General features: G+C 71.0%; 15 protein-coding genes. 5 read left to right on the top strand and 10 right to left on the bottom strand.

What is annotated here, in order from left to right; all coding sequences use genetic code 11:
• From ABTY98_RS03660 to ABTY98_RS03670, 3 genes are all read right to left on the bottom strand, one after another.
• Window positions 1-992 (bottom strand): alpha-amylase family glycosyl hydrolase (locus tag ABTY98_RS03660; RefSeq protein ID WP_352219230.1); only part of this gene is annotated, 992 nt, incomplete at its 3' end.
• Window positions 989-3,043 (bottom strand): alpha-1,4-glucan--maltose-1-phosphate maltosyltransferase, encoded by a 2,055-nt coding sequence (locus ABTY98_RS03665; protein ID WP_352219231.1) that lies wholly within the window; start codon window positions 3,041-3,043, stop codon window positions 989-991. The genes ABTY98_RS03665 and ABTY98_RS03660, both read right to left, overlap by 4 nt.
• Before the next feature lie 266 nt (window positions 3,044-3,309).
• A complete protein-coding gene (locus tag ABTY98_RS03670) occupies window positions 3,310-4,512 on the bottom strand; it encodes a S8 family peptidase (RefSeq protein ID WP_352219232.1) in 1,203 nt (400 codons plus the stop codon).
• Between the two features lie 191 nt (window positions 4,513-4,703).
• Here ABTY98_RS03670 and ABTY98_RS03675 point away from each other — a divergent pair, with 191 nt between their 5' ends.
• Window positions 4,704-7,328: a glycosyltransferase family 1 protein gene (locus tag ABTY98_RS03675; protein ID WP_352219233.1), complete on the top strand. Its 2,625-nt coding sequence runs from the start codon at window positions 4,704-4,706 to the stop codon at window positions 7,326-7,328.
• Between the two features lie 68 nt (window positions 7,329-7,396).
• Here ABTY98_RS03675 and ABTY98_RS03680 read toward each other — a convergent pair whose 3' ends face one another.
• The 7 genes from ABTY98_RS03680 to ABTY98_RS03710 form a co-directional block, all read right to left on the bottom strand.
• Complete coding sequence (locus ABTY98_RS03680) at window positions 7,397-7,912, bottom strand: DUF1990 domain-containing protein (protein ID WP_352219234.1); 516 nt, start codon at window positions 7,910-7,912, stop codon at window positions 7,397-7,399.
• A gap of 69 nt (window positions 7,913-7,981) precedes the next feature.
• Entirely contained in the window at window positions 7,982-9,628 is a 1,647-nt protein-coding gene (locus ABTY98_RS03685; protein ID WP_352219235.1) for a M4 family metallopeptidase, read from the bottom strand.
• A gap of 254 nt (window positions 9,629-9,882) precedes the next feature.
• Window positions 9,883-11,916, bottom strand: a complete 2,034-nt coding sequence (locus tag ABTY98_RS03690) for a M4 family metallopeptidase (RefSeq protein ID WP_352219236.1) — start codon at window positions 11,914-11,916, stop codon at window positions 9,883-9,885.
• Between the two features lie 293 nt (window positions 11,917-12,209).
• The gene (locus ABTY98_RS03695; protein WP_352219237.1) at window positions 12,210-13,958 is read right to left on the bottom strand and encodes an ABC transporter ATP-binding protein; all 1,749 of its coding nucleotides are present in this window, start codon (window positions 13,956-13,958) and stop codon (window positions 12,210-12,212) included.
• Entirely contained in the window at window positions 13,955-15,766 is a 1,812-nt protein-coding gene (locus ABTY98_RS03700) for an ABC transporter transmembrane domain-containing protein (RefSeq protein ID WP_352219238.1), read from the bottom strand. Before ABTY98_RS03700 ends, ABTY98_RS03695 begins: the two co-directional genes overlap by 4 nt.
• An 18-nt stretch (window positions 15,767-15,784) precedes the next feature.
• Window positions 15,785-17,653, bottom strand: coding sequence for an ABC transporter ATP-binding protein (locus tag ABTY98_RS03705; RefSeq protein WP_352219239.1), 1,869 nt, complete (start codon window positions 17,651-17,653; stop codon window positions 15,785-15,787).
• A complete protein-coding gene (locus ABTY98_RS03710; protein ID WP_352219240.1) occupies window positions 17,650-19,431 on the bottom strand; it encodes an ABC transporter ATP-binding protein in 1,782 nt (593 codons plus the stop codon). The genes ABTY98_RS03705 and ABTY98_RS03710 overlap by 4 nt, the downstream gene beginning before the upstream one ends.
• A gap of 192 nt (window positions 19,432-19,623) precedes the next feature.
• Here ABTY98_RS03710 and ABTY98_RS03715 point away from each other — a divergent pair, with 192 nt between their 5' ends.
• Genes ABTY98_RS03715 through ABTY98_RS03730 form a run of 4 tightly spaced genes read left to right on the top strand, consistent with a single transcriptional unit; the run spans window position 19,624 to window position 23,191 of the window.
• A complete protein-coding gene (locus tag ABTY98_RS03715) occupies window positions 19,624-20,532 on the top strand; it encodes an ABC transporter ATP-binding protein (protein ID WP_352219241.1) in 909 nt (302 codons plus the stop codon).
• The gene (locus tag ABTY98_RS03720; protein WP_352219242.1) at window positions 20,529-21,263 is read left to right on the top strand and encodes an ABC transporter permease; all 735 of its coding nucleotides are present in this window, start codon (window positions 20,529-20,531) and stop codon (window positions 21,261-21,263) included. Before ABTY98_RS03715 ends, ABTY98_RS03720 begins: the two co-directional genes overlap by 4 nt.
• A gap of 25 nt (window positions 21,264-21,288) precedes the next feature.
• A complete protein-coding gene (locus tag ABTY98_RS03725) occupies window positions 21,289-22,557 on the top strand; it encodes a sensor histidine kinase (RefSeq protein ID WP_352219243.1) in 1,269 nt (422 codons plus the stop codon).
• Window positions 22,547-23,191 (top strand): response regulator, encoded by a 645-nt coding sequence (locus ABTY98_RS03730; RefSeq protein WP_352219244.1) that lies wholly within the window; start codon window positions 22,547-22,549, stop codon window positions 23,189-23,191. Before ABTY98_RS03725 ends, ABTY98_RS03730 begins: the two co-directional genes overlap by 11 nt.
• Window positions 23,192-23,224 lie beyond the last annotated feature (33 nt).

Below are 23,224 nucleotides of genomic sequence, written 5' to 3' on the forward strand. Positions count from 1 at the left end.
TCGTCGTGGTTGCGCAGGAAGATGCCCCACTGGCAGCCGGACGGAATGGCCGGCGTCTTGGCGAGGATCTCCGAGACGGGGTAACGGGATTCTCGGCGCACCGCCATGAAGATCCGCGGCATCACGGGGAAGTGGAACGCCATGTGGCACTCGTCGCCGCCGCTGCGGTAGTCGCCGAAGTAGTCGACGACGTCCTCCGGCCACTGGTTCGCCTCGGCCAGCAGCACGGTGTCCGGGTACTGGGTGTCGATCTCCTTGCGTACCCGCTTCAGGAAGTCGTGGGTCGCGGGAAGGTTCTCGCAGTTGGTGCCCTCGCGCTGGTAGAGATACGGCACCGCGTCCAGACGGAAGCCGTCGATGCCCAGGTCGAGCCAGAACTTCAGCGCGGAGAGGATCTCCTCCTGGACGGCCGGGTTCTCGTAGTTGAGGTCCGGCTGGTGGGAGAAGAAGCGGTGCCAGAAGTACTGCTTGCGGACCGGGTCGTAGGTCCAGTTGGAGGCCTCGGTGTCGACGAAGATGATCCGCGCGTCCTGGTACTGCTTGTCGTCGTCCGCCCAGACGTAGTAGTCGCCGTACGGCCCGTCCGGGTCCTTGCGCGACTCCTGGAACCACGGGTGCTGGTCGCTGGTGTGGTTCATGACGAAGTCGATGATCACGCGCATGCCGCGCTGGTGGGCGGCGTCGACGAAGTCCACGAAGTCGGCGAGGTCACCGAATTCGGGGAGTACGGCGGTGTAGTCGGAGACGTCGTAACCGCCGTCCCGCAGCGGGGACTTGAAGAAGGGCGGCAGCCAGAGGCAGTCGACGCCGAGCCACTGCAGGTAGTCGAGTTTCGCGGTCAGACCCTTGAGGTCGCCGATGCCGTCACCGTTGCTGTCCTGGAAGGAACGGACGAGGACCTCGTAGAACACGGCGCGTTTGAACCAGTCCGGGTCCCGGTCCTTTGCGGGAGTGTCCTCGAAGGTGTCCGGGACGGGTTCGTTGACGATCATTTTGTGGGTGACCCTCCGATCCGCGGGGACGGTCGCAGAACCGTGAAGATATGCGCGGGTCGTCGACCCGGTTCCAGGCGCACATAGTTGGCCCTGCCCCAGTTGAATGTTTCACCGGTGAGCTCGTCGCGCACCGGCACCGACTCGTGCCAGTTCAGGCCGAGTTGCGGCATGTCCAACGAGACCGTGGCCTCCTGGGTGTGGTGGGGGTCGAGGTTGACGACCACCAGAACCGTGTTCGATCCGCTCCGTTTGCTGTAGACGATCACCGCTTCCTGGTCGGCGTGATGGAAGTGGAGATCGCGCAACTGCCGCAGGGCCGGACTGTTCCGCCGGACGGTGTTGAGGCGGGTGACGAGGGGTGCGATGCCCTCCGTCTCGGCGCGGGCCCAGTCGCGGGGTTTGAGCTGGTACTTCTCGGAGTCGAGGTACTCCTCGCCGCCTTCCTTGAGCGGGGTGTTCTCGCAGAGTTCGTAGCCGCTGTAGATGCCCCAGGTGGGGGAGAGGGTGGCGGCGAGCACGGCACGGATCTCGAAGGCGGGGCGGCCGCCGTGCTGGAGGTAGGCGTGCAGGATGTCCGGGGTGTTGGCGAAGAAGTTGGGCCGCATCCAGGCGGCGCTCTCGCCGGACAGTTCGGTGAGGTACTCGGTGAGTTCCTCCTTGGTGTTGCGCCAGGTGAAATAGGTGTACGACTGCTGGAAGCCGATCTGGGCGAGGGTGCGCATCATCGCGGGCCGGGTGAAGGCCTCGGCGAGGAAGATCACGTCGGGATCGGTGCGGTTGATCTCGGCGATCACCCGTTCCCAGAAGACGACGGGTTTGGTGTGGGGGTTGTCGACGCGGAAGATCCGTACCCCGCAGTCCATCCAGTGCCGCAGCACCCGGACCGTCTCGGCGATCAGGCCCGGCATGTCGGCGTCGAAGGCGATGGGGTAGATGTCCTGGTACTTCTTCGGCGGGTTCTCGGCGTAGGCGATGGTCCCGTCGGGCCGGTGGTGGAACCACTCGGGGTGCTTGTCCACCCAGGGATGGTCGGGTGAGCACTGCAACGCGAAGTCCAGCGCGACCTCCAGGCCGTGCCGGCCGGCCTCGGCCACGAACCACTGGAAGTCCTCCAGGGTCCCCAGATCGGGATGGACGGCGTCGTGCCCGCCCTCGGGGGAACCGATCGCCCAGGGCACGCCGACATCGTCGGGGGTGGGGGTGAGGGTGTTGTTGCGGCCCTTGCGGAAGGTGGTCCCGATGGGGTGGATCGGCGGGAGGTAGACGACGTCGAAGCCCATCTCCGCGATCGCGGGCAGCCTCCGGGCCGCCGTCCGGAAGGTGCCGTGCGGCCGGTCCTCGGTCCCCTCGGAGCGCGGGAAGAACTCGTACCAGGAGCCGAAAAGGGCCCGCTCGCGCTCGACGAGCAGCGGCAGCGGCTCGGACGCGGTCACCAACTCCCGCAGCGGATAGCGGGCCAGGACCTTGTCCACCTCGGGCGTGAGGGCGGCGGCCAGGCGCCAGGGGGCGGGCCGTGCCTCGTCGCGGAGGGCGGCCGCGGCGGCCAGCAGGACCTCCCGCTTTCTGGACTTCGGGACACCGGCGGCGGCCCGTTCGTAGAGCCGCGCGCCCTCCTCCAGGACCAGACCGGTGTCGATGCCCGCCGGGATCTTGATCTGGGCGTGGTGGCGCCAGGTGGTGACCGGATCTCCCCAGGCCTCGACCTGATAGGTCCAACGGCCCGGTTTTCCGTCGACGGTGACGGTGGCGCCCCAGCGGTCGGTGCCGGGGGCCAGTTCCCGCATCGGGGTCCAGGGGCCCGGACGGCCCTTGGGGTCCTTCAGTACGACATTGGCGGCGACGGCGTCATGGCCCTCGCGGAAGACGGTGGCGGTGACCTCGAACGACTCCCCGGTCACCGCTTTGGCGGGCCGGCGCCCCTGCTGGACCAGGGGACGGACGTCGAGGACGGGTATGCGGCCGACGGCGGTGGCCTCGTCCGCGGGGGGTGTGGCGCCGGGTGAGGTGCGCTGTGTCTGAGGTGCTGACGACTGGTGCGTGGCGGGCATGACCGCTCCTGTCCGCGGCGACGTGGGTGTGGGCGGATGGGTGGTGGGGAGGTGGGTCCTGCGGCTGTATCCGAGGGTGTAGTTGAGGGTCTACCTGTGCGGGGTGTCAGCGCTGTGTCCATGGGGTGTACCGGAGGAGCCTTCCCACCCTATTCGGGTGGGCAATCCGGCACTTTGTTAACTACTCAGCCGTATGTCTACGCACACAACCGGCCCCGTTCTGTACGAACGGGGCCGGTTGGCGTGTTCGCATGGGAGAAAACGCTTTACGATTTCGGCACCCGGAGGAGTCGGTTGGGTGACCCGAGCCCCGCACTGGACACCTTCCCGCTCGCCGCCCCCGCAATCAGGGCCGTGGCGACCTGGGCCGGGGTGGCCTTCGGGTGACCGGCGAGATAGAGCGCGGCGGCGCCCGCCACATGCGGTGATGCCATCGACGTACCGGAGTAGGTCGCCGTGCCGGTGTCGCTCCGGTACGAGTCCGAGGTGATCGCCACGCCCGGGGCGAACAGGTCGACGGCGGAACCGAAGTTGGAGAAGCCCGCGCGGGTGTCGGTCCGGTCGGTGGCGCCGACGGTGAGGGCCTGCGGCACGTCGGCCGGTGAGGAGCGGGCGGCCGGGAGGCCGCCGTTGCCGGCCGCGACCGTGTAGGTCACCCCGGACCTGATCGAGTTCCGCACCGCGGCGTCGAGTTGGGCGTTGTGCGAACCGCCCAGACTGAGGTTGGCGACCGCCGGCTTGCGGGCGTGTGCGGTGACCCAGTCGATACCGGCGATGACCTGGGCTGTCGTGCCCGACCCCGTGTCGTCCATGACGCGTACGGAGACGACCTTCGCCTTCTTGGCGATGCCGTACCGGGTCCCGGCGATGGTGCCGGCGACATGTGTCCCGTGCCCGTTGCCGTCGCCGGCGGATCTGTCGTTCCCGACGAAGTCCCAGCCGTAGCTCGCTCGGCCGCCGAAGTCGCGGTTGCTGATCCGGATGCCGGTGTCGATCACGTAGACGGTGACACCCGCGCCCCCCGACCCCGGCCAGGTGTACGCCCCGTCGAGCGGCAGACCCGCCTGGTCGACGCGGTCCAGGCCCCAGGACGGCGGGTTCGTCTGGGTGCGGTCGAGCCGCACCCGGCTGTCCTGGACGACGGAGGCCACCCGCGAGTCCGCGGCGAGCCGCCGGGCCTGGCCGGCGCTTGCCCGGACGGCGTATCCGTTCAGCACACTGCCGTAAGTATGGCTTATTTTCGCCCCATAGCGGGTGGCGACGCCCTTCCCGGCCGCCGACGCCCCCTTGATCCCCTCTTTCAAGGTGACCAGATAGCTTCCGCCGACCGAGCCCGGTCGGCCGGCGCCGAGTACGGTCCCCTCCGGTACGGCGTGCGCGGGCAGGGTGGCCGACGACAGCACTGCGGCCGTGACGGCCGCGGTCAAGCCCCCCACCAGGCGCGGACACCGGGTGATCGTCCGTGACATGGCTGTGAGTTCCCCCTCCTCAGCTCAGGGGGGCAGCGTCTCGTGCGGAGCCGGGTCCCACAAGGAGGCGTGACGTATCCCGGGGTCTGGGCCGGAGCTCCCGCAACGGCCCCCTCGACACCGGTACCGTCTGAGGGACGCCGAGCCGCACACCGCCGTACGGCTCTCACCACGAACGCGTGGAGTGGAATGTGAAGGCGATCCGTCGGTTCACCGTCCGTCCCGTTCTCCCCGACCCCCTCCGTCCCCTCAGCGACCTGGCCCGAAATCTGCGCTGGTCCTGGCACACCGAGACACGTGACCTCTTCCAGTCCGTCGACCCCGAGCGCTGGGCCGCCTCGGAGGGCGATCCGGTGCGGCTGCTGGGCAGTGTGCCGCCGGCGCGGCTCGCCGAGCTGGCCGGTGACCGCCGGTTCCTGCGCCGGCTGACGGCGGCCGCCGACGACCTCAACGACTATGTGACCGGCGACCGCTGGTACCAGTCCCAGCCGCAGGCCGCCGAACTCCCGGCGGCCGTCGCCTACTTCTCGCCCGAGTTCGGCATCACGGCCGCCCTGCCGCAGTACTCCGGCGGCCTCGGCATCCTGGCCGGCGACCACCTCAAGTCGGCCAGTGACCTCGGTGTACCGCTGATCGGCGTCGGTCTCCTGTACCGGCACGGGTACTTCCGGCAGACCCTGTCCCGGGACGGCTGGCAGCAGGAGCACTATCCCGTCCTCGACCCGAACGAACTCCCCGTGGTGCCGCTGAAGGACGCCGACGGCACCCCGGCGCATGTCTCCCTCGCCCTGCCCGGCGGCCGGCTGCTGCGCGCCCGGATCTGGCTGGCCCAGGTCGGCCGGGTGCCGCTGCTGATGCTGGACTCGGACGTGGAGGAGAACGACCTCGGCGAACGCGGGGTCACCGACCGGCTCTACGGCGGCGGCAGTGAGCACCGGCTGCTCCAGGAGATGCTGCTCGGAATAGGGGGTGTGCGCGCCGTACGGACGTACTGCCGGCTGACCGGCCACCCCGAGCCGGAGGTCTTCCACACCAACGAGGGCCACGCGGGCTTTCTGGGCCTGGAGCGGATCGCCGAGCTCTGTGCCCAGGGGCTGGACTTCGACTCCGCGCTGGAGGCGGTGCGGGCCGGCACCGTCTTCACCACCCACACCCCCGTCCCGGCCGGCATCGACCGCTTCGACCGTGAGCTGGTCGCCCACCACTTCGGCCCCGACGCCGAACTGCCCGGGATCGAGGTGGAGCACATCCTGCGCCTCGGGATGGAGACCTACCCCGGCGGCGAACCCAACCTCTTCAACATGGCCGTGATGGGGCTGCGGCTCGCCCAGCGCGCCAACGGGGTCTCGCTGCTGCACGGCAACGTCAGCAGGGAGATGTTCTCCGGGCTGTGGCCTGGATTCGATCCCGACGAGGTGCCGATCACCTCCGTGACGAACGGGGTGCACGCCCCGACCTGGGTGGCGCCCGAGGTGGTGCGGCTGGGGGCGAGGCAGCTCGGTGACCGCCGCGCCGAGGAGGCGCTGACCGTCGGTGGCACCGAGCGCTGGGACGCGGTCGCCGACGTCAGCGACCAGGAGATCTGGGACCTGCGCCGGAATCTGCGGGAGCAGCTGGTGCTTGAGGTGCGGGAGCGGCTGCGCGCGTCCTGGCGGCAACGGGGTGCCGGCACGGCCGAGCTGGGCTGGATCGACAACGCCCTCGACCCCGACGTGCTGACCATCGGATTCGCCCGGCGCGTTCCGTCGTACAAGCGGCTCACGCTCATGCTGCGCGACCGCGACCGGCTGATGGACCTCCTGCTGCACTCGGAGCGGCCGATCCAGGTCGTGGTGGCCGGAAAGGCGCACCCGGCGGACGACGGCGGCAAGCGCCTCGTCCAGGAGCTGGTCCGGTTCGCCGACGATCCGCGCGTCCGCCATCGCATCGTCTTCCTCCCCGACTACGGCATGGCGATGGCGCAGAAGCTGCTGCCCGGCTGCGACATCTGGCTGAACAACCCGCTGCGCCCGCTGGAGGCGTGCGGGACCAGCGGGATGAAGTCGGCGCTGAACGGCGGCCTCAACCTCTCGGTCCTGGACGGCTGGTGGGACGAGTGGTTCCAGCCGGACTTCGGCTGGGCGATCCCGACGGCGGACGGCGTGGGTACGGACCCGGAGCGCCGCGACGACATCGAGGCGGCGGCGCTGTACGACCTCCTCGAACAGCGCGTCACCCCCCGCTTCTACGAGCGCGGCCAGAGCGGGTTCCCGGACCGCTGGATCGAGATGGTCCGCCAGACGCTCACCCTGCTGGGCCCGAAGGTGCTGGCGGGCCGTATGGTCCGGGAGTACGTCGAACGGCTCTACACGCCCGCGGCGCACGCCCACCGCTCGATGAGCGCGGACACGGCCCGCGAACTGTCGGCCTGGAAGGGCAGGGTGCGGGCCGCCTGGCACGGGGTGTCGGTCGACCATGTGGCGACCGCCGCGGCCACGGCCACCGCCGAACTGGGCACCACCCTCGCCCTGCGCGTCCGCGTCCGCCTGGGCGACCTCGGGCCCGACGACGTCGAGGTCCAGGCGGTCTCCGGCCGGGTCGACTCCGAGGACCGCATCACGGACGCGACGACGGTGCCGCTGAAGCCGACCGGAGGCCCGGACCTGGAGGGCCACTGGACCTACGAGGGCCCCCTGGCCCTGGACCGTACGGGGCCCTACGGCTACACGGTCCGCATCCTCCCCGCCCACCGCCTGCTGGCCTCCGGCGCGGAGCTGGGCCTGGTGACGGCTCCTTCGGAGGGTGCGGCGGACGGGGCGGGGGTGCTGATGCGGTAGCCGACGAGGCGCCGGGGCGGGGCGGTCGCGCGACTGCCCCGCCCCGGTCGGGGCAGTGACGTATCCGCTCAGCCCTGGTCGTCGTACGGCGCGCACAGCCTCCGCAGTACCGCCCCGCAGCGGCGGGCGTACGCGTGCTGCAGTCCCCGGGTCGCCGGGCCGCCCGCGCGGGCGTACCACTTGGCGGCCTTGCTGAAGGCCGCGACCGTCAGCCAGACCGTGCCGTCGCCGGTGCGGGTGACCAGGAAGGCCTCCTCGCCGCACTCCGGGTGGCCGGCGAGGGTGCCGTAGGCCCAGCCCGCCCGGCGGGACTCCTCCTGCGTCCAGACGATCCGGCAGGGGGCCTTGACGAGGCCGGCGAGCGTGACGGTGACGTCCACGCCGGGGGCCGCGCGGTCGGCGGAGGCCTCGATACCCACGCCCAGGGCGCGGTGGAGTTCCCAGGTGAGGACCGCTTCGGCGGCCCTGTGGAAGACCTCCGCGCCCTCGCCTATGCGCGTGCGCACATGGAGCGGGTGGAAGCCGGGCGGGCAGGCGGCGAGATCCTCGCGGGTCGCGCCGACCGCCTCGTACGTGAAGGACATGGGAGAGAGCGTAGGGCGGACCCCGGAGATGCCTTCGTCCCGGGGTCCGCCCGTACCGCTGCTACCGGGTCACCCGGTGACGTTGACCGCCGTCCAGGCCGCCGCCACCGCGTTGTACTCGGTGCTGCCGGAGCCGTACAGGGCGGCCGCCGCCGAGAGCGTGCCGGTGCGTGCCGACTTGTAGTTGGTGGTCGACGTGAAGTACGTCGTCAGCGCCTTGTACCAGATCTGCAGCGCCTTGGCGCGGCCGATGCCGGTGACCGTGGAGCCGTTGTAGGTGGGGGAGTTGTACGAGACACCGTTGATCGTCTTCGCGCCGCTGCCCTCGGACAGCAGGTAGAAGAAGTGGTTCGCGACGCCCGACGAGTAGTGCACGTCGAGGTTGCCGACCGAGGAGGACCAGTAGTTGGCGGAGCCGCCGTCCTTGCTGGGCTGGTCCATGTAGCGCAGCGGGGTGCCGTCGCCGTTGATGTTGATCTTCTCGCCGATGAGGTAGTCGCCGGGGTCGGACGCGTTGGCCGCGTAGAACTCCACACCCGTGCCGAAGATGTCCGAGGTGGCCTCGTTGAGACCGCCGGACTCGCCCGAGTAGTTCAGGCCCGCGGTGTTGGCGGTGACGCCGTGGCTCATCTCGTGGCCGGCCACGTCGAGCGAGGTCAGCGGGTGGGTGTTGCCGGAGCCGTCGCCGTAGGTCATGCAGAAGCAGCTGTCGTCCCAGAACGCGTTGACGTAGGAGCTGCCGTAGTGGACGCGGGAGTAGGCGCCGACGCCGTTGTTCTTGATGCCGCTGCGGCCGAAGGTGTTCTTGTAGAAGTCCCAGGTCTCCTGCGCGCCGTAGGCGGCGTCGGCGGCCGCCGTCTGGTCGGTGGTGGAGCTGGAGGCGGCGCCGGTGCCCCAGACGTTGTCCGCGTCGGTGAACAGGGTGCCGGTGCCGGACGTCTTGTGCGCCAGGTTGTACGTCTTGTGGCTGCCGCGCGTGGCGTCGGTCAGGTTGTACGTCGAGCCCGACAGGGTGGTGTCGAGGCTGACGGTGCCCGAGTACAGCGTCTTGCCGGTGCCGGTGGCGTTCTCGATGCCCTGGTACTCGAAGAGCTTCTTGCCGGTGGCGGCGTCGGTGATGACGTGCAGCTGGTTGGGGGTGCCGTCGTCCTGGAAGCCGCCGACGATCGTCTCGTAGGCGAGGACGGGGGTGCCGGAGCCGGCCCAGACGACCTTGCGGGCGCCGTCGGCGGCGGACTTGGTGGAGCCCAGCGTCTTGGCGGCGCTGAGCGCCGACTTCTCGGCCTTGGCGGTGCTGATCCGCGGCTTGAGGGAGGCCACCTTGATGGCCGTCTTCGTCGCCTTGGTGACGGCCTCGGTCTTGCCGGCCTCGGAGGTGTGCACGACCAGGTCGCCGCCGAGGACCGGGAGACCGGCGTAGGTGCGCTCGTAGCGCGTGTGGACGGTGCCGTCGACGTCCTTCACGACGTCCTTGACGACCAGCTTCTCCTTGGCGCCGAGGCCTATCTGCTGTGCGGTCTCGGCGACGTCCGCCTGCGCCTTCTGGATGAGGGCGGTGCGGGCCGAGTTGGAGAGCAGGGTGGGGGCGGCGGCCAACGGCTGCTTGTCGGCGGCGGAGGCGTTGGCGGTCAGGCCCGTGGTCAGCAGGGCGCCGGCGGCGACAGCGGTGGCGATGGCCAGAGTGGTGCGCTGGTGACGCGCGTAGAGGGGGCTCACTCAAGCTCCTTCAGGGTGTGGGGAGTCCGGGGCGGTGTGGGGTTACCGAACCCGGCTGTGGGGTTGTGAAGTTGCTGTGCTGTGCGACGGGTGAGGGAAGAGTGACATCCAGGTCGCGTACATGTCAGGACCTTGAAGTGATGTTGGCCGGAAAGCAGATGCTCGGTGAATGTTGCGGACATGTGAACCGGGCGCCGCCCGAGGGGAGTCGAACCCCCGGACGGCGCCCGTCGCTCACGCCCTTGTCCTGCGGTTTACGGGAAGGTCAGCTTCCACCCGTTGATCGTCCCGACGTCCTGCGCGGCCTGGTCCTGGACCTTGAGCTTCCAGGTCCCGTTGGCCGATTCCGCCGAGGCGTTCACCGTGTAGGTGTCCGTCACGTTGTCCGCGGAGTCGGACGAGCTGAAGTTCTTCAGGCGGTACGACGTCCCGGACGGGCCGACGAGGTCGACCACCAGGTCACCGCGCCAGGTGTGGCTGATATTGGGCGTCACCTGGAGGTTGCTCGGCGCGTTCCCGGTCCGGCCGGAGACCGTGATCGACGAGGTGACCGCGGGCCCGTTGTCCGGGATCGACACGGCTGTGGTGCTCTCGTACGAGGTGCCCGTACCGCCGCCACCGCCCGAGCGGGAGCCGACCGCGATGGCCGCCCAGGCGTCCTGCACCGCCTTGTACTCGGTGCTCGTGGTGCCGTACAGCTCACCCGCCGCCGCGAGGGTGCCGGTGCGGGCGGCGGCGTAGTTGGTGGTCGAGGTGAACTTGGTGGTGAGCGCGCGGTACCAGATCTGCAGCGCCTTGTCCCGGCCGATGCCGGTGACCGGAAGGCCGTCCGCCGTGGGCGAGTTGTAGCTGACGCCGTTGACGACCTTGGCGCCGCTGCCCTCGCTCAGCAGGTAGAAGAAGTGGTTCGCGGGGCCGGACGAGTAGTGCACGTCGAGGCCGCCGAGCCCCGAGTACCAGCTGTCCTTGGACGCGCCGTCCTTGCTCGGCTTGTCCATGTAGCGCAGCGGGGTGCCGTCGCCGTTGATGTCGATCTTCTCGCCGATGAGGTAGTCGCCGACGTCGGAGGAGTTGTTCGCGTAGAACTCGACTCCGGTGCCCATGATGTCGGAGGTGGCCTCGTTCAACCCGCCGGACTCACCGGTGTAGTTGAGGCCCGCGGTGTTCGAGGTGACACCGTGGCTCATCTCGTGGCCCGCCACGTCGAGCGAGGTCAGCGGGTCCGCGTTGCCGGAGCCGTCGCCGTACGTCATGCAGAAGCAGCCGTCGTCCCAGAACGCGTTCACGTACGCGTTGCCGTAGTGGACGCGGGAGTAGGCGGCGACGCCGTTGTTCTTGATGCCGCTGCGGCCGAAGGTGTTCTTGTAGAAGTCCCAGGTCTCCGCGGCCCCGTAGTGCGCGTCGGCGCCCGCGGTGGCGGCGTTCGACGTGGTGCCGTTGCCCCAGGTGTTGCTCGACTGCGAGAACAGCGTGCCGGTGCCCGAGCTGCCGTGGTTCAGGTTGTACGTCTTGTGGCCGCCGCGGTCGCCGTCGGTCAGGTTGTACGTCGAACCCGACTGGGTCGTCGTCAGCGAGACCGTCCCGCTGTACAGGGTGTTGCCGGTGCCGGTGGCGTTCTCGATGCCCTGGTACTCGAAGAGCTTCTTGCCGGTGGCGGCGTCGGTGATGACGTGCAGCTGGTTGGGGGTGCCGTCGTCCTGGAAGCCGCCGACGATCGTCTCGTAGGCGAGGACGGGCTTGCCGGAGCCGGCCCAGACGACCTTGCGGGCGCCGTCGGCGGCCGACTTGGTGGAGCCGAGGGCCTTGGCGCGGGAGACGGCCTGCTTCTCGGCGCTCGCCGCGCTGACGGCCGGGCTGAGGTCGGCGACCTTGAGCGTGGCGCTGTTCGCCTTGATCACGCGCTCGGTGGCGCCCGACTTGGCGGTGTCGACGATCAGGTCGCCGCCGAGGACCGGGAGGCCGGCGTAGGTGCGCTCGTAGCGGGTGTGGACCGTGCCGTCGGTGTCCTTCACGACGTCCTTGACGACCAGCTTCTCCTGCGCGCCGAGGCCTATCGCCTCGGCGGTGGCGGCCTTCTCGGCGGTCGCGTCGCGCAGCAGCTCGGCGCGCTGCGAGGGCGAGAGCTTGACGGCCATGTGGGCCGGGTTGGCCCGGCCGGCCTGCGGCGCGGCCGGGGTGGCGCTGGCGGCGCCCGACTGGACGGCCGCGGCGATCAGGGCGGTGACGCCCGCGAGGGCTACTACTGCGGTGCGGTGGGGGGTGCGCCTGCGAGAGGAACTGCTTCTCAACACTGACTCCTTCTGCGTGGCCGCGGGTCACACGGCCAGGGGAGATCCGGAGGGCGGGTCGGCCGTCCGGGCAGAACTTGCGGAACAGGCGGAACGCGGAACCACGTGCGCGTGCAGTGCCGGACCCGGCAGCGACTGGGTGATGCTGTGGGGTTGCTGTGAGTCGGCGTGGGAAGAGTGGCATCGGAAAACGCGATCTGTCAGGACCGCGTCAGGAATTTGACCGGAAATGGTCCGTTGACCGGAAGTTCATGTTCGATATGTGAACCGTTCGGTAAGCAAGGGGCGGGCGCTCAGGGCGTCTTGTCGCCGTGCCAGGTCGCCCACAGGGCCGCGTACGCCCCGCCCGCCGACACCAGCTCCTCGTGGGTGCCGAGTTCGGTGAGCAGGCCGTCCTCCATCACGGCCACCCGGTCGGCGTCGTGCGCGGTGTGCAGCCGGTGGGCGATGGCGATGACCGTACGGCCCTCCAGTACGGCGGCCAGGGCACGCTCGGCATGCCGGGCGGTCGCCGGGTCGAGGAGCGCCGTCGCCTCGTCCAGGATCAGCGTGTGCGGGTCCGCCAGCACCACCCGGGCGAGCGCGAGTTGCTGCGCCTGCGAGCCGTCCGTGGCACAACCGCCCGCGCCGAGCGGGGTGTCGAGGCCGTCGGGAAGGCCGCGGACCCAGCCGTCGGCGCCGACGGCCGTCAGAGCCGTCCACAGGTCGGTGTCGCTCGCGCCCGGTTCGGCGATCAGCAGATTGTCCCGGGCCGTGCCGAGGAAGACATGGTGTTCCTGGGTGACCAGGACGACCTGGCGGCGCAGCAGCTCCGGTTCCAGCCCGGCGATCGGCACCCCGCCCACGGTCACCGTGCCCGACCCGGGCGCGTCGACGCCCGCCAGCAGTCGGCTCAGCGTCGTCTTCCCGGCGCCGGACGGCCCGACCACCGCGAGCCGCTCCCCGGGCCGCACCGTGAGATCCACCCCGCGCAGCACCTCGCCGCCGCGCTCATAGGCGTACCGCACTCCACGCACATCGATCCGGTCGTCCGCCGGCGTCGGCGCCCCGCCGTCCGCCTCCGCCCGCGGCGCCTGCGCCAGCCCCTCCACCCGGGCGAACGAGGCACTGCTCGACTGGAGTTGCTCCACCCGTATCAGGATCTGGTCCAGCGGTTCCGTGAACTGCTTCAGATACAGCGCCGCCGACACCACCACGCCGATACCGGCATGCAGCAGCCCGCCGACCAGCAGCACCCCGGCCACCGGCACGGAGTACGACACCTCGACGGCCGGGAAGAACACGGTCCGCAGATACAGCGTGTAGAAACGGGTCTTCCGGTTGGCCTCCAGCGCGTCCCGGCTCGCCGCGATCCGCTGCTCCTGGAGCCGGAACGCCTCCACCGTGCGCGCGCCCGCCACCGTCGCCGTGACGATCTCCGCGACCCCGGAGGTCGTCGCGCCCTCCGCGAGATAGCCGTCCCGGGCCCGGCGCAGATACCAGCGCAGGGCGATCCAGATCGGGGTCAGCCCGAGTATCCCGAACACACCGAGCAGCGGATCCAGTACGAACACCGCGCTCATCACGAACAGCGCCTGCACCGTGTTGACCAGCAGCTCGGGTCCGATGTCCCGCAGCGTGGTGCCGACGGCGCTCACGTCGGAGGTGCCGCGCGCGGTCAGATCCCCGGTGCCTGCGCGCTCCACGACCGACGCGGGCAGCGCGAGCGCCCGGTCCACGAACTCCTCGCGCACCCGGGCCAGGGTCCGTTCACCGAAGCGGTGGCCGACGTAGCGGGCGGAGCGGGCGAGCAGCAGCTGGGCGAGGGAGCAGACCAGGATCCACAGGGCGAGGTGGTCCACGGCGCCGACGCCCCGGCCGGCCCGCACCTCGTCCACGATCCGGCCCACCAGCCACGGGCCGGCCAGGCCGGTGCCGGCGGCGAGCGCGTTCAGCAGCAGCGCGGCGGAGAAGGCCGCGCGGTCGGCCCGCACCAGGCGGAGCAGGGCCCAGCGTACGGCGGCGCGTCCTGCGACGGGGAGTTGGCTCGTGCTCGTCGTCACCGGACGGCCTCCTCCTCCGAGTCCCGGGCCACCAGGGCGCGGTAGCCGGGCTCGTCCTCCAGCAGACCCTCGTGGGTGCCGGTCGCCGCGACCTTGCCGTCGACCAGGTAGATCACCTCGTCGGCGCGGGCCAGCATCAGGGGGGAGGTGGTCGTGAGGAGGGTGGTGCGGCCGGCGCGGGCGGTGCGGAGGCGCTCCGCTACGAGGGACTCCGTGTGGGCGTCCAGGGCGGAGGTGGGTTCTACGGCGAGGAGGATCTCGGGGTCGGTGAGGAGGGCGCGGGCCAGGCGGATGCGTTGGCGTTGGCCGCCGGAGAGGTTGCGGGCCTGGGCGGTGATTTCGGAGCCGAGGCCGTTCGGGAGGGCCTGGAGGATGTCGGTGGCTGCGGCTGCGTGGAGGGCTTGGGTGGTTTGCGCGTCAGGGGGTGCCTCGTGATGCGCGATGGCGGGTGCGGGTTGTGTGTGGCTTGTCGCGCCCACGCGGCGGTAGCCGCACATTTGATACCGCCCCGCGCCCCTTTGGGGCGCGTTTGCGCTTCCGGCGATGACATCGCTCAGGGTCCCCGCGAAAAGGTCGGCATCGTTGTCGGCCACCAGGATGCGGGCGCGTACTTCTGTCAGGGGGACGGCGTCCAGTCGAGTCTCTCCCCAGATCACGTTCGACCGGATGTAGCGGCCCAAGCGGTCGATCACCGTGGCTGTTTCTGTGGGGCTGGCGCCTACCAGGGCGTGCAGGCGGCCCGGGCGGATCCGTACGCCCGACTCCGGGTCGTGCAGTACGGCGGGGGCGGCGGGGGCCGGTTGGGTGCCCTCGTCCGGCTCCGGGGCCAGGTGCAGCAGGCGTACCACCCTGCGTGCGGCCACCACGCCCCGGCTGAGCTGGTAGCCCATGTCCAGGAAGAACGCCACCGGGCCGACCAGGACGGCGACATAGCCGTACACCGAGACCAGCTGGCCCACCGTGATCTCCCCGCGGGCGGCCATCCGGGCCGCGATCCAGGTCACCACCGCCAGGTACACCGTGGGCAGGCCGACACCGAGGGCCTGGACCCAGCTGGCGACCGCGCCCACCCGGTAGCCCTGGGCGCGCAGATGCTGCGAGTCCTTGCGGAAGGCGTCCGCGAACAGGCCCTTGCCACCGAGGCCGTTGAGGACGCGGAGGCCGCCCGCGAGGTCGCCGATGCGGGCCGTGAGGACGCTCTGGCGTTCCCGGTACTCGGTCTCCCTGCCCTGGAGCCGCCGGGCCAGCGGGCCCGCGAGCAACGCCACCACCGGCACCCCGAGCAGGACCACGCCGGTCAGCAGGGGCGAGATCGGCACCAGGAGGCCGGCCACCACCGCGTACACCACGACCGCGCCCACCCCGGGGCCGACGACGGTCAGCGCCTGGGCGATGGTCTGCACGTCACCGACGCCGATCGTGACGACCTCACCGGCTCCCACCCGCCGGGGCAGCGCGGCACCGAGCCGTACCGCGTGCCCGACGACCACCTTGACCGTGCGGTAGTAGGCGTCCATGCGCACCCGGGTCATCGTGCGGTGGCGCATGATGCTGATCCACGCGTTGACCGCCCCGAGGACGAAGATCGCTGCCGTCCATCCGGCCAGCACCGTCATGCGGCCCGGCACCAGTCCGTCGTCGACGGCCCGCGCCATCATGTACGGCGTTCCGGCCATCAGCGTCAGCCAGGCACTGCCCAGCAGCGCCCCGGCGAGCGAGCGGCCCGGCTGGCGGCGCACCAGCCACCACAGGTAGTACCAGCCGCCCCGTGTGTCGGGCGTGCCCGGATCCTCGTACGCGTCGATCACCCTGCGTCCCCCGTTCTCCTACGCCAGACTGTCCCGCCATGCCCGGTGCAGATCCGCGAACCGGCCCGTGCCCGCGATGAGTTCGGCCGGGTGGCCGTCCTCGACGATCCGGCCGTGCTCCATCACCAGTACCCGGTCGGCGATCTCCACGGTGGACAGCCGGTGCGCGATCACCACGGCCGTACGGCCCTTCAGTACCGTCGACATGGCCCGCTGCACGGCCCGTTCGCCGGGGATGTCCAGGGAACTGGTCGCTTCGTCGAGGATCAGCACCGACGGGTCGGCCAGCAAGGCGCGTGCGAACGCGACCAGTTGGCGCTGCCCCGCCGAAATGCGCCCGCCGCGCTTGCGGACGTCCGTGTCGTAGCCGTCGGGCAGTGCCGCGATGAACTCGTGCGCGCCGATCGCCTTGGCCGCCTGCTCGATCTCCTCGCGGGTGGCGTCCGGGCGGCCGATGGCGATGTTCTCGGCGACCGTGCCGGAGAACAGGAACGCCTCCTGGGTGACCATCACGACCCCGCGCCGCAGTTCGGGCACGGTCAGTTCGCGCAGGTCCACGCCGTCAAGGAGGACCCGTCCTTCGGTCGGGTCGTAGAAGCGGGCGAGCAGCTTCGCCAGCGTCGACTTGCCGGCGCCGGTGGAGCCGACCACCGCGACCGTCTGGCCGGCCGGGAGGGTGAGGTCGAAGCGGGGCAGTACCTCGCCGCCGGTGCGGTAGGCGAAGCGGACGCCCTCGAAGGCGACCTCGCGGCCGGGCAGTTCGCTCTCCAGCGGGGGCAGTTCCTTCGGAACCGACGGCTCGGGCACGGACGGGGTCTGGGCCAGCAGGCCCGCGATCTTCTCCAGCGAGGCGGCCGCCGACTGGTAGGAGTTGAGGAACATGCCGAGGCGGTCGATCGGGTCGTAAAGCCGGCGCAGATAGAGGACGGCGGCGGCCAGGACGCCCAGCTCCAGCGAGCCTGACGCCACCCGGTAGGCGCCCCACAGCACGATCACCGCGACCGAGGTGTTGGCGACCAGCCGGGAGCCGGTGACATACCGGGCCATCTCGAGGAGCGCGTCGCCGTTGGTGCGCTCGTGGCGGCGGTTCAGTACGGCGAACTCGGCGTCGTTGGCGCCCTCCCGGCGGAACGCGCGCACCGGGCGGATGCCGTTCATCGTCTCCACGAACTTCACGATCACCGCCGCGATCGCCGTGGACCGCGCCTTGTACACCCGTACCGCCCGCCGCTGGTACAGCCGCACCAGCAGATACAGCGGCACGAACGAGGCCACGGCCACCGCGCCGAGGCCCAGATCCAGCCAGAGCAGCATCGCCGAGATGTAGAGGAAGGAGAGGATGACCGTGACCAGTTCCTGGAGGCCCTCGCTGAGCAGCTCACGCAGCGACTCGACGTCCGTGGTGGAGCGGGAGATCAGCCGGCCGGACGTGTAGCGCTCGTGGAAGTCGATGCTCAGGGCCTGTGCGTGGCGGAAGATACGGCCGCGCAGGTCGAGCAACACGTCCTGGTTGACGCGTGCGGACGCCTCGATGAAGGCGTACTGGAGGCCGCCGGACAGCAGGGCGCACAGGCCGTAGCCGACCGCCACCGCGATCAGTGGGCCGTGGTCGTGGTGGCGGAACGCCGGTACGGCACGGTCGATGGCGTACGCCACCAGCAGTGGGCCCGCCTGCACGGCCGCCTGCTGGAGCAGCAGGAGGAGCGTGGTCACGGTGACCCGCTCCTTCATGGGGGCGAGGAGTGAGCGCAGGAGAGTGGCCGTGGCACCGGGCGGGACGGGCAGCACGTCCCGGTCGAAGGGGTCGCCGGTGGTGGCTCGGGCCGGTTCGGGGCCGGGGAGTTCGTCGTCCTCGTCGGGGGCGGGCAGCGAGGTGGCGGCGGTCATCGGCGGTGATCCTCCCCGGACATCAGACGGGCGTACTCGGCGTTGGTGCGGAGCAGTTCCTGGTGGGTGCCCACGGCGGTGACACGGCCGTCGGAGAGCAGGGCGACCCGGTCGGCGAGCAGGACGGTGGAGGGGCGGTGGGCGACGATCAGGGCGGTGGTGTCGGCGAGTACGTCGCGCAGCGCGGCCTCCACGGCGGCCTCCGTGTGGACGTCCAGGGCGGAGAGCGGGTCGTCGAGGACGAGGAAGCGGGGCCGGCCGACCACCGCCCGCGCGAGCGCGAGGCGCTGGCGCTGGCCGCCGGAGAGGCTGAGGCCCTGCTCGCCGACCTGAGTCGCGGTGCCCTGGGGAAGGGAGTGCGCGAAGTCCGCCTGGGCGACGGCGAGCGCGCGGGCCAACTCCGGTTCGCCGGCGCCGTCCTCGGCTCCCATGAGCACGTTCTCGCCGACGGAGGCGGAGAAGAGGGTGGGCTCCTCGAAGGCCACCGCGACAAGGGAGCGGAGTTCCTCGCGGGGCATGGCGGTGATGTCCCGGCCGTCGAGGGTGATCCGTCCGGAGGTGGTCTCGTGCAGGCGGGGGACGAGGGCGGTGAGGGTGGTCTTCCCACTGCCCGTGGCACCGACCAGGGCCATGGACTCGCCGGGGCGGATGTGGAGGTCGATGTGGGCGAGGGTGGGCGGTGACTCGGGGGAGGCGTCCGGGTATCGGAAGGAGACGGAGTGGAAACGGATGCCATCGTTGTCGGCTGACGTGGCTGCGGGCAGGGGCCGGTCCCCGTCCCCCTCCTCCCGTGCGGCGTCCCGCACCTCGAAGTACCGCTCAGTGGCCGTGGCCGCCTCCTGACTCATCGCCAGCAGGAAGCCGATCGACTCCACCGGCCAGCGCAGCGCCAGCGCCGTCGACAGGAACGCCACCAGCGTCCCCGCGCTCAGCTCGCCCTCCGCGACCTGGATCGACCCCCACAGCAGCGCAGCCCCGATGGCCGCCTCCGGGAGGGTGACGATGACGCCCCAGATCGTCGCCAGCATCCGCGCCTTGCGCAGCTCCGTGCCCCGCAGGGTCCGCACCAGCTCGCGGAACGCACGCGCCTGGCTGCGGTGCCGGCCGAAGCCCTTGATGATGCGGATGCCGAGCACGCTCTCCTCGACCACCGTCGTCAGATCGCCCACCTGGTCCTGGGCGAGCCGCGCCACCGCCGCGTACCGGGTCTCGAAGACCACGCACGTCCACATCACGGGGATCGTGGGGACGAGGATGACCAGGCCCAGCGTCCAGTCCTGGAGCAGCATGATGATCACGCCGACGAGGATGGTCACCCCGTTGACCAGCAGGAAGGTCAGCGGGAAGGCGAGGAACATACGCAGCAGCATCAGGTCGGTGGTGGCCCGGGAGAGCAACTGACCGGAGGCCCAGCGGTCGTGGAAGGCGACCGGCAGGCGCTGCAGATGGCCGTAGAGGTCCGCCCGCATCCCCGCCTCGACGCGCGAGAGAGGTCTGGCCACCAGCCAGCGCCGCAGCCCGAACAGCAGCGCTTCCGCGATCCCGAGCAGCAGCAGGTACAGCGCACCGAGCCAGACCCCGCCGGGGTCCCGGTCGGCCACCGGACCGTCCACCATCCACTTGAGGACGAGCGGGATGACCAGCCCCGTACAGGAGGCGACGACCGCCACAAACGCGGCGACGGACAGCCGCACCCGCACCGGGCGTACGTACGGCCACAGGCGCAGCAGGGTACGGACGGCGGAGCGTTCCTTGGTGGTTGCACGTGTCGGAGGCATCAGGGGCGAGCCTACGGATCGGCACTGACAACGCCCACCGAGTTTTGGCCGGACCGGGGTACATCGGTGGACCTACGACCTGGGTGTTCGAGCGGTCGTACAACTGGATCCGCCCCATCAGCCGATCGGTTGATGCCGCTTCCAGCGGGGTGGGCGATGTGGCGGGCCCGGTGCGGACGGGACCCTCGGAGCATGCCATCCGTCATCGAAGTGACAGACCTGCGGAAGTCGTACGGCGGCCGGACCGTCGTGGACGGGGTGAGTCTCGCCGTCGAGGAGGGGGAGATCTTCGGGATCCTCGGGCCGAACGGCGCCGGCAAGACCACCACCGTGGAGTGTGTGGAGGGACTGCGGGTGCCCGACGGCGGGCGCGTCCGGGTCACCGGGCTCGATCCCGTCGCCGACCACGAGAAGGTCGCCCGCGTACTCGGCGCCCAGCTCCAGCAGAGCGAGCTGCAGCCCAAGCTCACCGTCCGCGGGGCCCTTGAGCTGTACGCCTCCTTCTACCCGAGCCCGCTCGACTGGGCGCCGCTCGCCGAGCGTCTCGGCCTCACCGCCAAGCTCGCCACCCGGTTCGGCAAGCTCTCCGGCGGGCAGCGGCAACGCCTGTTCATCGCGCTGGCGTTGATCGGGAACCCACGGGTCGTGGTCCTCGACGAGCTGACCACCGGGCTCGATCCGCGCGCCCGGCGGGACACCTGGGAGCTGATCGAGGACGTCCGGGACCGAGGTGTCACCGTCCTTCTCGTCACGCACTTCATGGAGGAGGCGCAGCGGCTGTGCGACCGGATCGCGGTGATCGACAAGGGGCGGGTGGCCGCCCTGGACACCCCGGCCGGGCTGATCCGCCGTTCCGCCGGGGCCACGGTCATCAGCTTCACCCCGTCCGCGCCGCTGGACGACCACGACCTGGCCGCGCTCCCGGCCCTCGCCTCGATCGAGCGCAAGGACGGCCGGATCACGCTCTCCGGCACCGACGAGACCGTCAACGCGGTCATCACCCTGCTCGCCCGGCACCGCGTCACCGCCCACCAGCTCCGGGTCGTGGACGCGACCCTCGACGACGCGTTCCTGGACCTGACGAAGGAGGAAGCAGCATGAACACCGCCGTTCTGCGCACCGAGTTCCGGCTGTTCCGCCGTGAACCCGGCGCCGTCTTCTGGATCTTCCTGTTCCCGACGCTGCTCCTGGTGATCCTCGGCTCGATCCCCTCGTTCCGCGACGCCGACAAGTCCCTGGGCGGGCTGCGGCCGGTCGACGCGTATGTGCCCATCGCCGTGCTGATCGCCCTGATCATGTCCGGGGTGCAGTCGCTGCCCCAGGCCCTGACCGGCCACCGGGAGCGGGGCATCCTGCGCCGGATGCGGCTCACCCCTGTACAGCCCTCCGCGCTGTTGTCCGCGCAGATGGTCGTGATGGGCACCGTCGCGCTGGGCTCGGCGCTGCTCGCGCTGGTCGTCGGCCGCCTCGCCTTCGACGTACGACTGCCCGAACAGCCGGGCGGATACCTGCTGGCGCTGCTGCTCGCGACCGCGGCCGCCCTCGCCCTCGGCTCCGTCGTCTCGGCGCTGTCCCGCACCACGAAGATCGCGAGTGCGATCGGCTCGGCGGTCTTCTTTCCGATGATGTTCTGCGCGGGCGTGTGGATCCCGGTCCGGGCGATGCCGCACACGCTGTCCCGCGTGGTCCAGCTGACCCCGTTCGGCGCGGCGGCCCGCGCCCTGGACCAGGCCGCCGCCGGCCACTGGCCCGGCTGGGACCACCTGGGTGTACTCGCGGCCTGGGCGGTGCTGCTGACGGCGGGGGCGGCGCGCTGGTTCCGCTGGGAGTAGGCGGCCGGCCGTGCAGACTGGGGACATGACCGCGCGGGACACCCAGATCGACCGTCGCTGGGAGCAGTTGCACACCTGGGGGCCGTACGGGCTGCTCGGCATCAGCGTCGTCCTCGCGTTCGCCTCCGCGGACCCGCAGGCCCCGCCGGCCAAGTGGTACGTGGCCTGGTCCCTGACCGGCGCCGCGCTCGCGCTCCAGCTGTGGTGGCACGGCTCCCGTCTCCGCCGGCCCGACCGCGGGCGGACGCCGTCCCGGACCGGGACGGCCTACTACGTCGTACGCTGGGCCATCGCCTTCGCCCTGACCTGGGTCGCCCCGTTCTTCGCGTTCTACGCCGCCAGCGGCTACCTGGACGCCGACGAGACGATCCCGGGCAGCAGGCGGCAGCGGCTCGGACTGTTCGCGAGCGCGGTCACCGTGGCCGCCGCGCAGGCCGGCGGACTGCCGTTCGGGAGCGGAGTCCAGTGGGGCCTCTTCGCCGGACTGCTGGTCGCCAACTCCGGCCTGCAGATGGTGGTCGCCCATCTCACCCAGCAGGAGGCGCAGCGCGCCCGCGAGCGCACCGAGACCATCACCGAACTCGAACGCACCAACGCCGCGTTGCAGCAGGCCCTCGACGAGAACGCCGCCCTGCACGCCCAACTCGTCGTCCAGGCCAGGGAGGCCGGGATCGCCGACGAGCGCCGCCGCCTCGCCGCCGAGATCCACGACACCATCGCCCAGGGCCTGGCCGGGATCATCGCCCAGCTCCAGGTCGCCATCAACACCCCCGACCCGGACCAGGCCGAGGACCACCTGGACCGTGCCCTGGCCCTGGCCCGGCACAGTCTGGGCGAGGCCCGCCGCTCCGTGCACAACCTTGCCCCGGTGGCCCTGGAGAACGACGGCCTGCCCGAGGCGCTGCAGAAGACGGTCGCCGAATGGGGCGAACGCACCGGCACGCGCGCCGAGTTCACCGTCACCGGCACCGCCGAGCAGCCGCACGGGGAGGTCGCGGCCACCCTGCTGCGCATCGTCCAGGAGGCCCTCTCCAACGCCGCCCGGCACGCGCGCGCCTCCCGGGTCGGTGTCACCCTCTCCTACCTCGGTGACGAGGTCATCCTCGACATCCGCGACGACGGCACCGGCTTCGACCCGCTCGCCCTGCCCGCCCGCACCCGCGCCGCCGGCTTCGGCCTCGACGGCATGCGCGCCCGCGCCGAACGCATCGCCGGTTCCCTGACGGTGGAGTCCGAACCGGGACTCGGCACGGCGCTGTCGGCGCGCGTACCGTTGGTCCGCCATGACACCTGACCTCCCGATCTCGCTGCTGATCGTCGACGACCACCCCGTCGTCCGCGACGGCCTGCGCGGCATGTTCGAGTCCGCACCCGGCTTCACGGTCCTCGGCGAGGCCCCCGACGGTGTCGCCGCCGTCGCGCTCGCCGTGACCCTCGACCCGGACGTGATCCTCATGGACCTGCGGATGCCGGGCGGCTCCGGCGTGGACGCCATCCGTGAACTGACCCGGCGGGGCGCCCGCGCCAAGGTGCTGGTCCTCACCACGTACGACACGGACTCCGACACCCTCCCGGCGATCGAGGCGGGCGCCACCGGCTATCTGCTGAAGGACGCCCCGCGCGAGGAGCTGTTCACCGCCGTCCGGGCCGCCGCCCAGGGCCGTACCGTCCTCTCCCCGGCCGTCGCCTCCCGCCTGGTCTCCGCCGTCCGCGCGCCCCGCGCTCCCGGCAACGAACCGCTCTCCGCCCGCGAACGCGAAGTCCTGGCCCTGGTCGCCAAGGGCACCTCCAACCGCGAGACAGCCCGTGAACTCTTCATCAGCGAGGCCACGGTGAAGACCCATCTCACCCACCTGTACGCCAAGTTGGGCGTCAACGACCGCGCGGCAGCGGTCGCGACGGCGTACCAGCGGGGGATCCTCAGCTAGGGCCTGTCCGGCGGATCATGCCGCAGACGCGGT

The sequence above is a fragment of the Streptomyces sp. NPDC096040 genome (genome assembly GCF_040303265.1).
Lineage (GTDB): Bacteria > Actinomycetota > Actinomycetes > Streptomycetales > Streptomycetaceae > Streptomyces.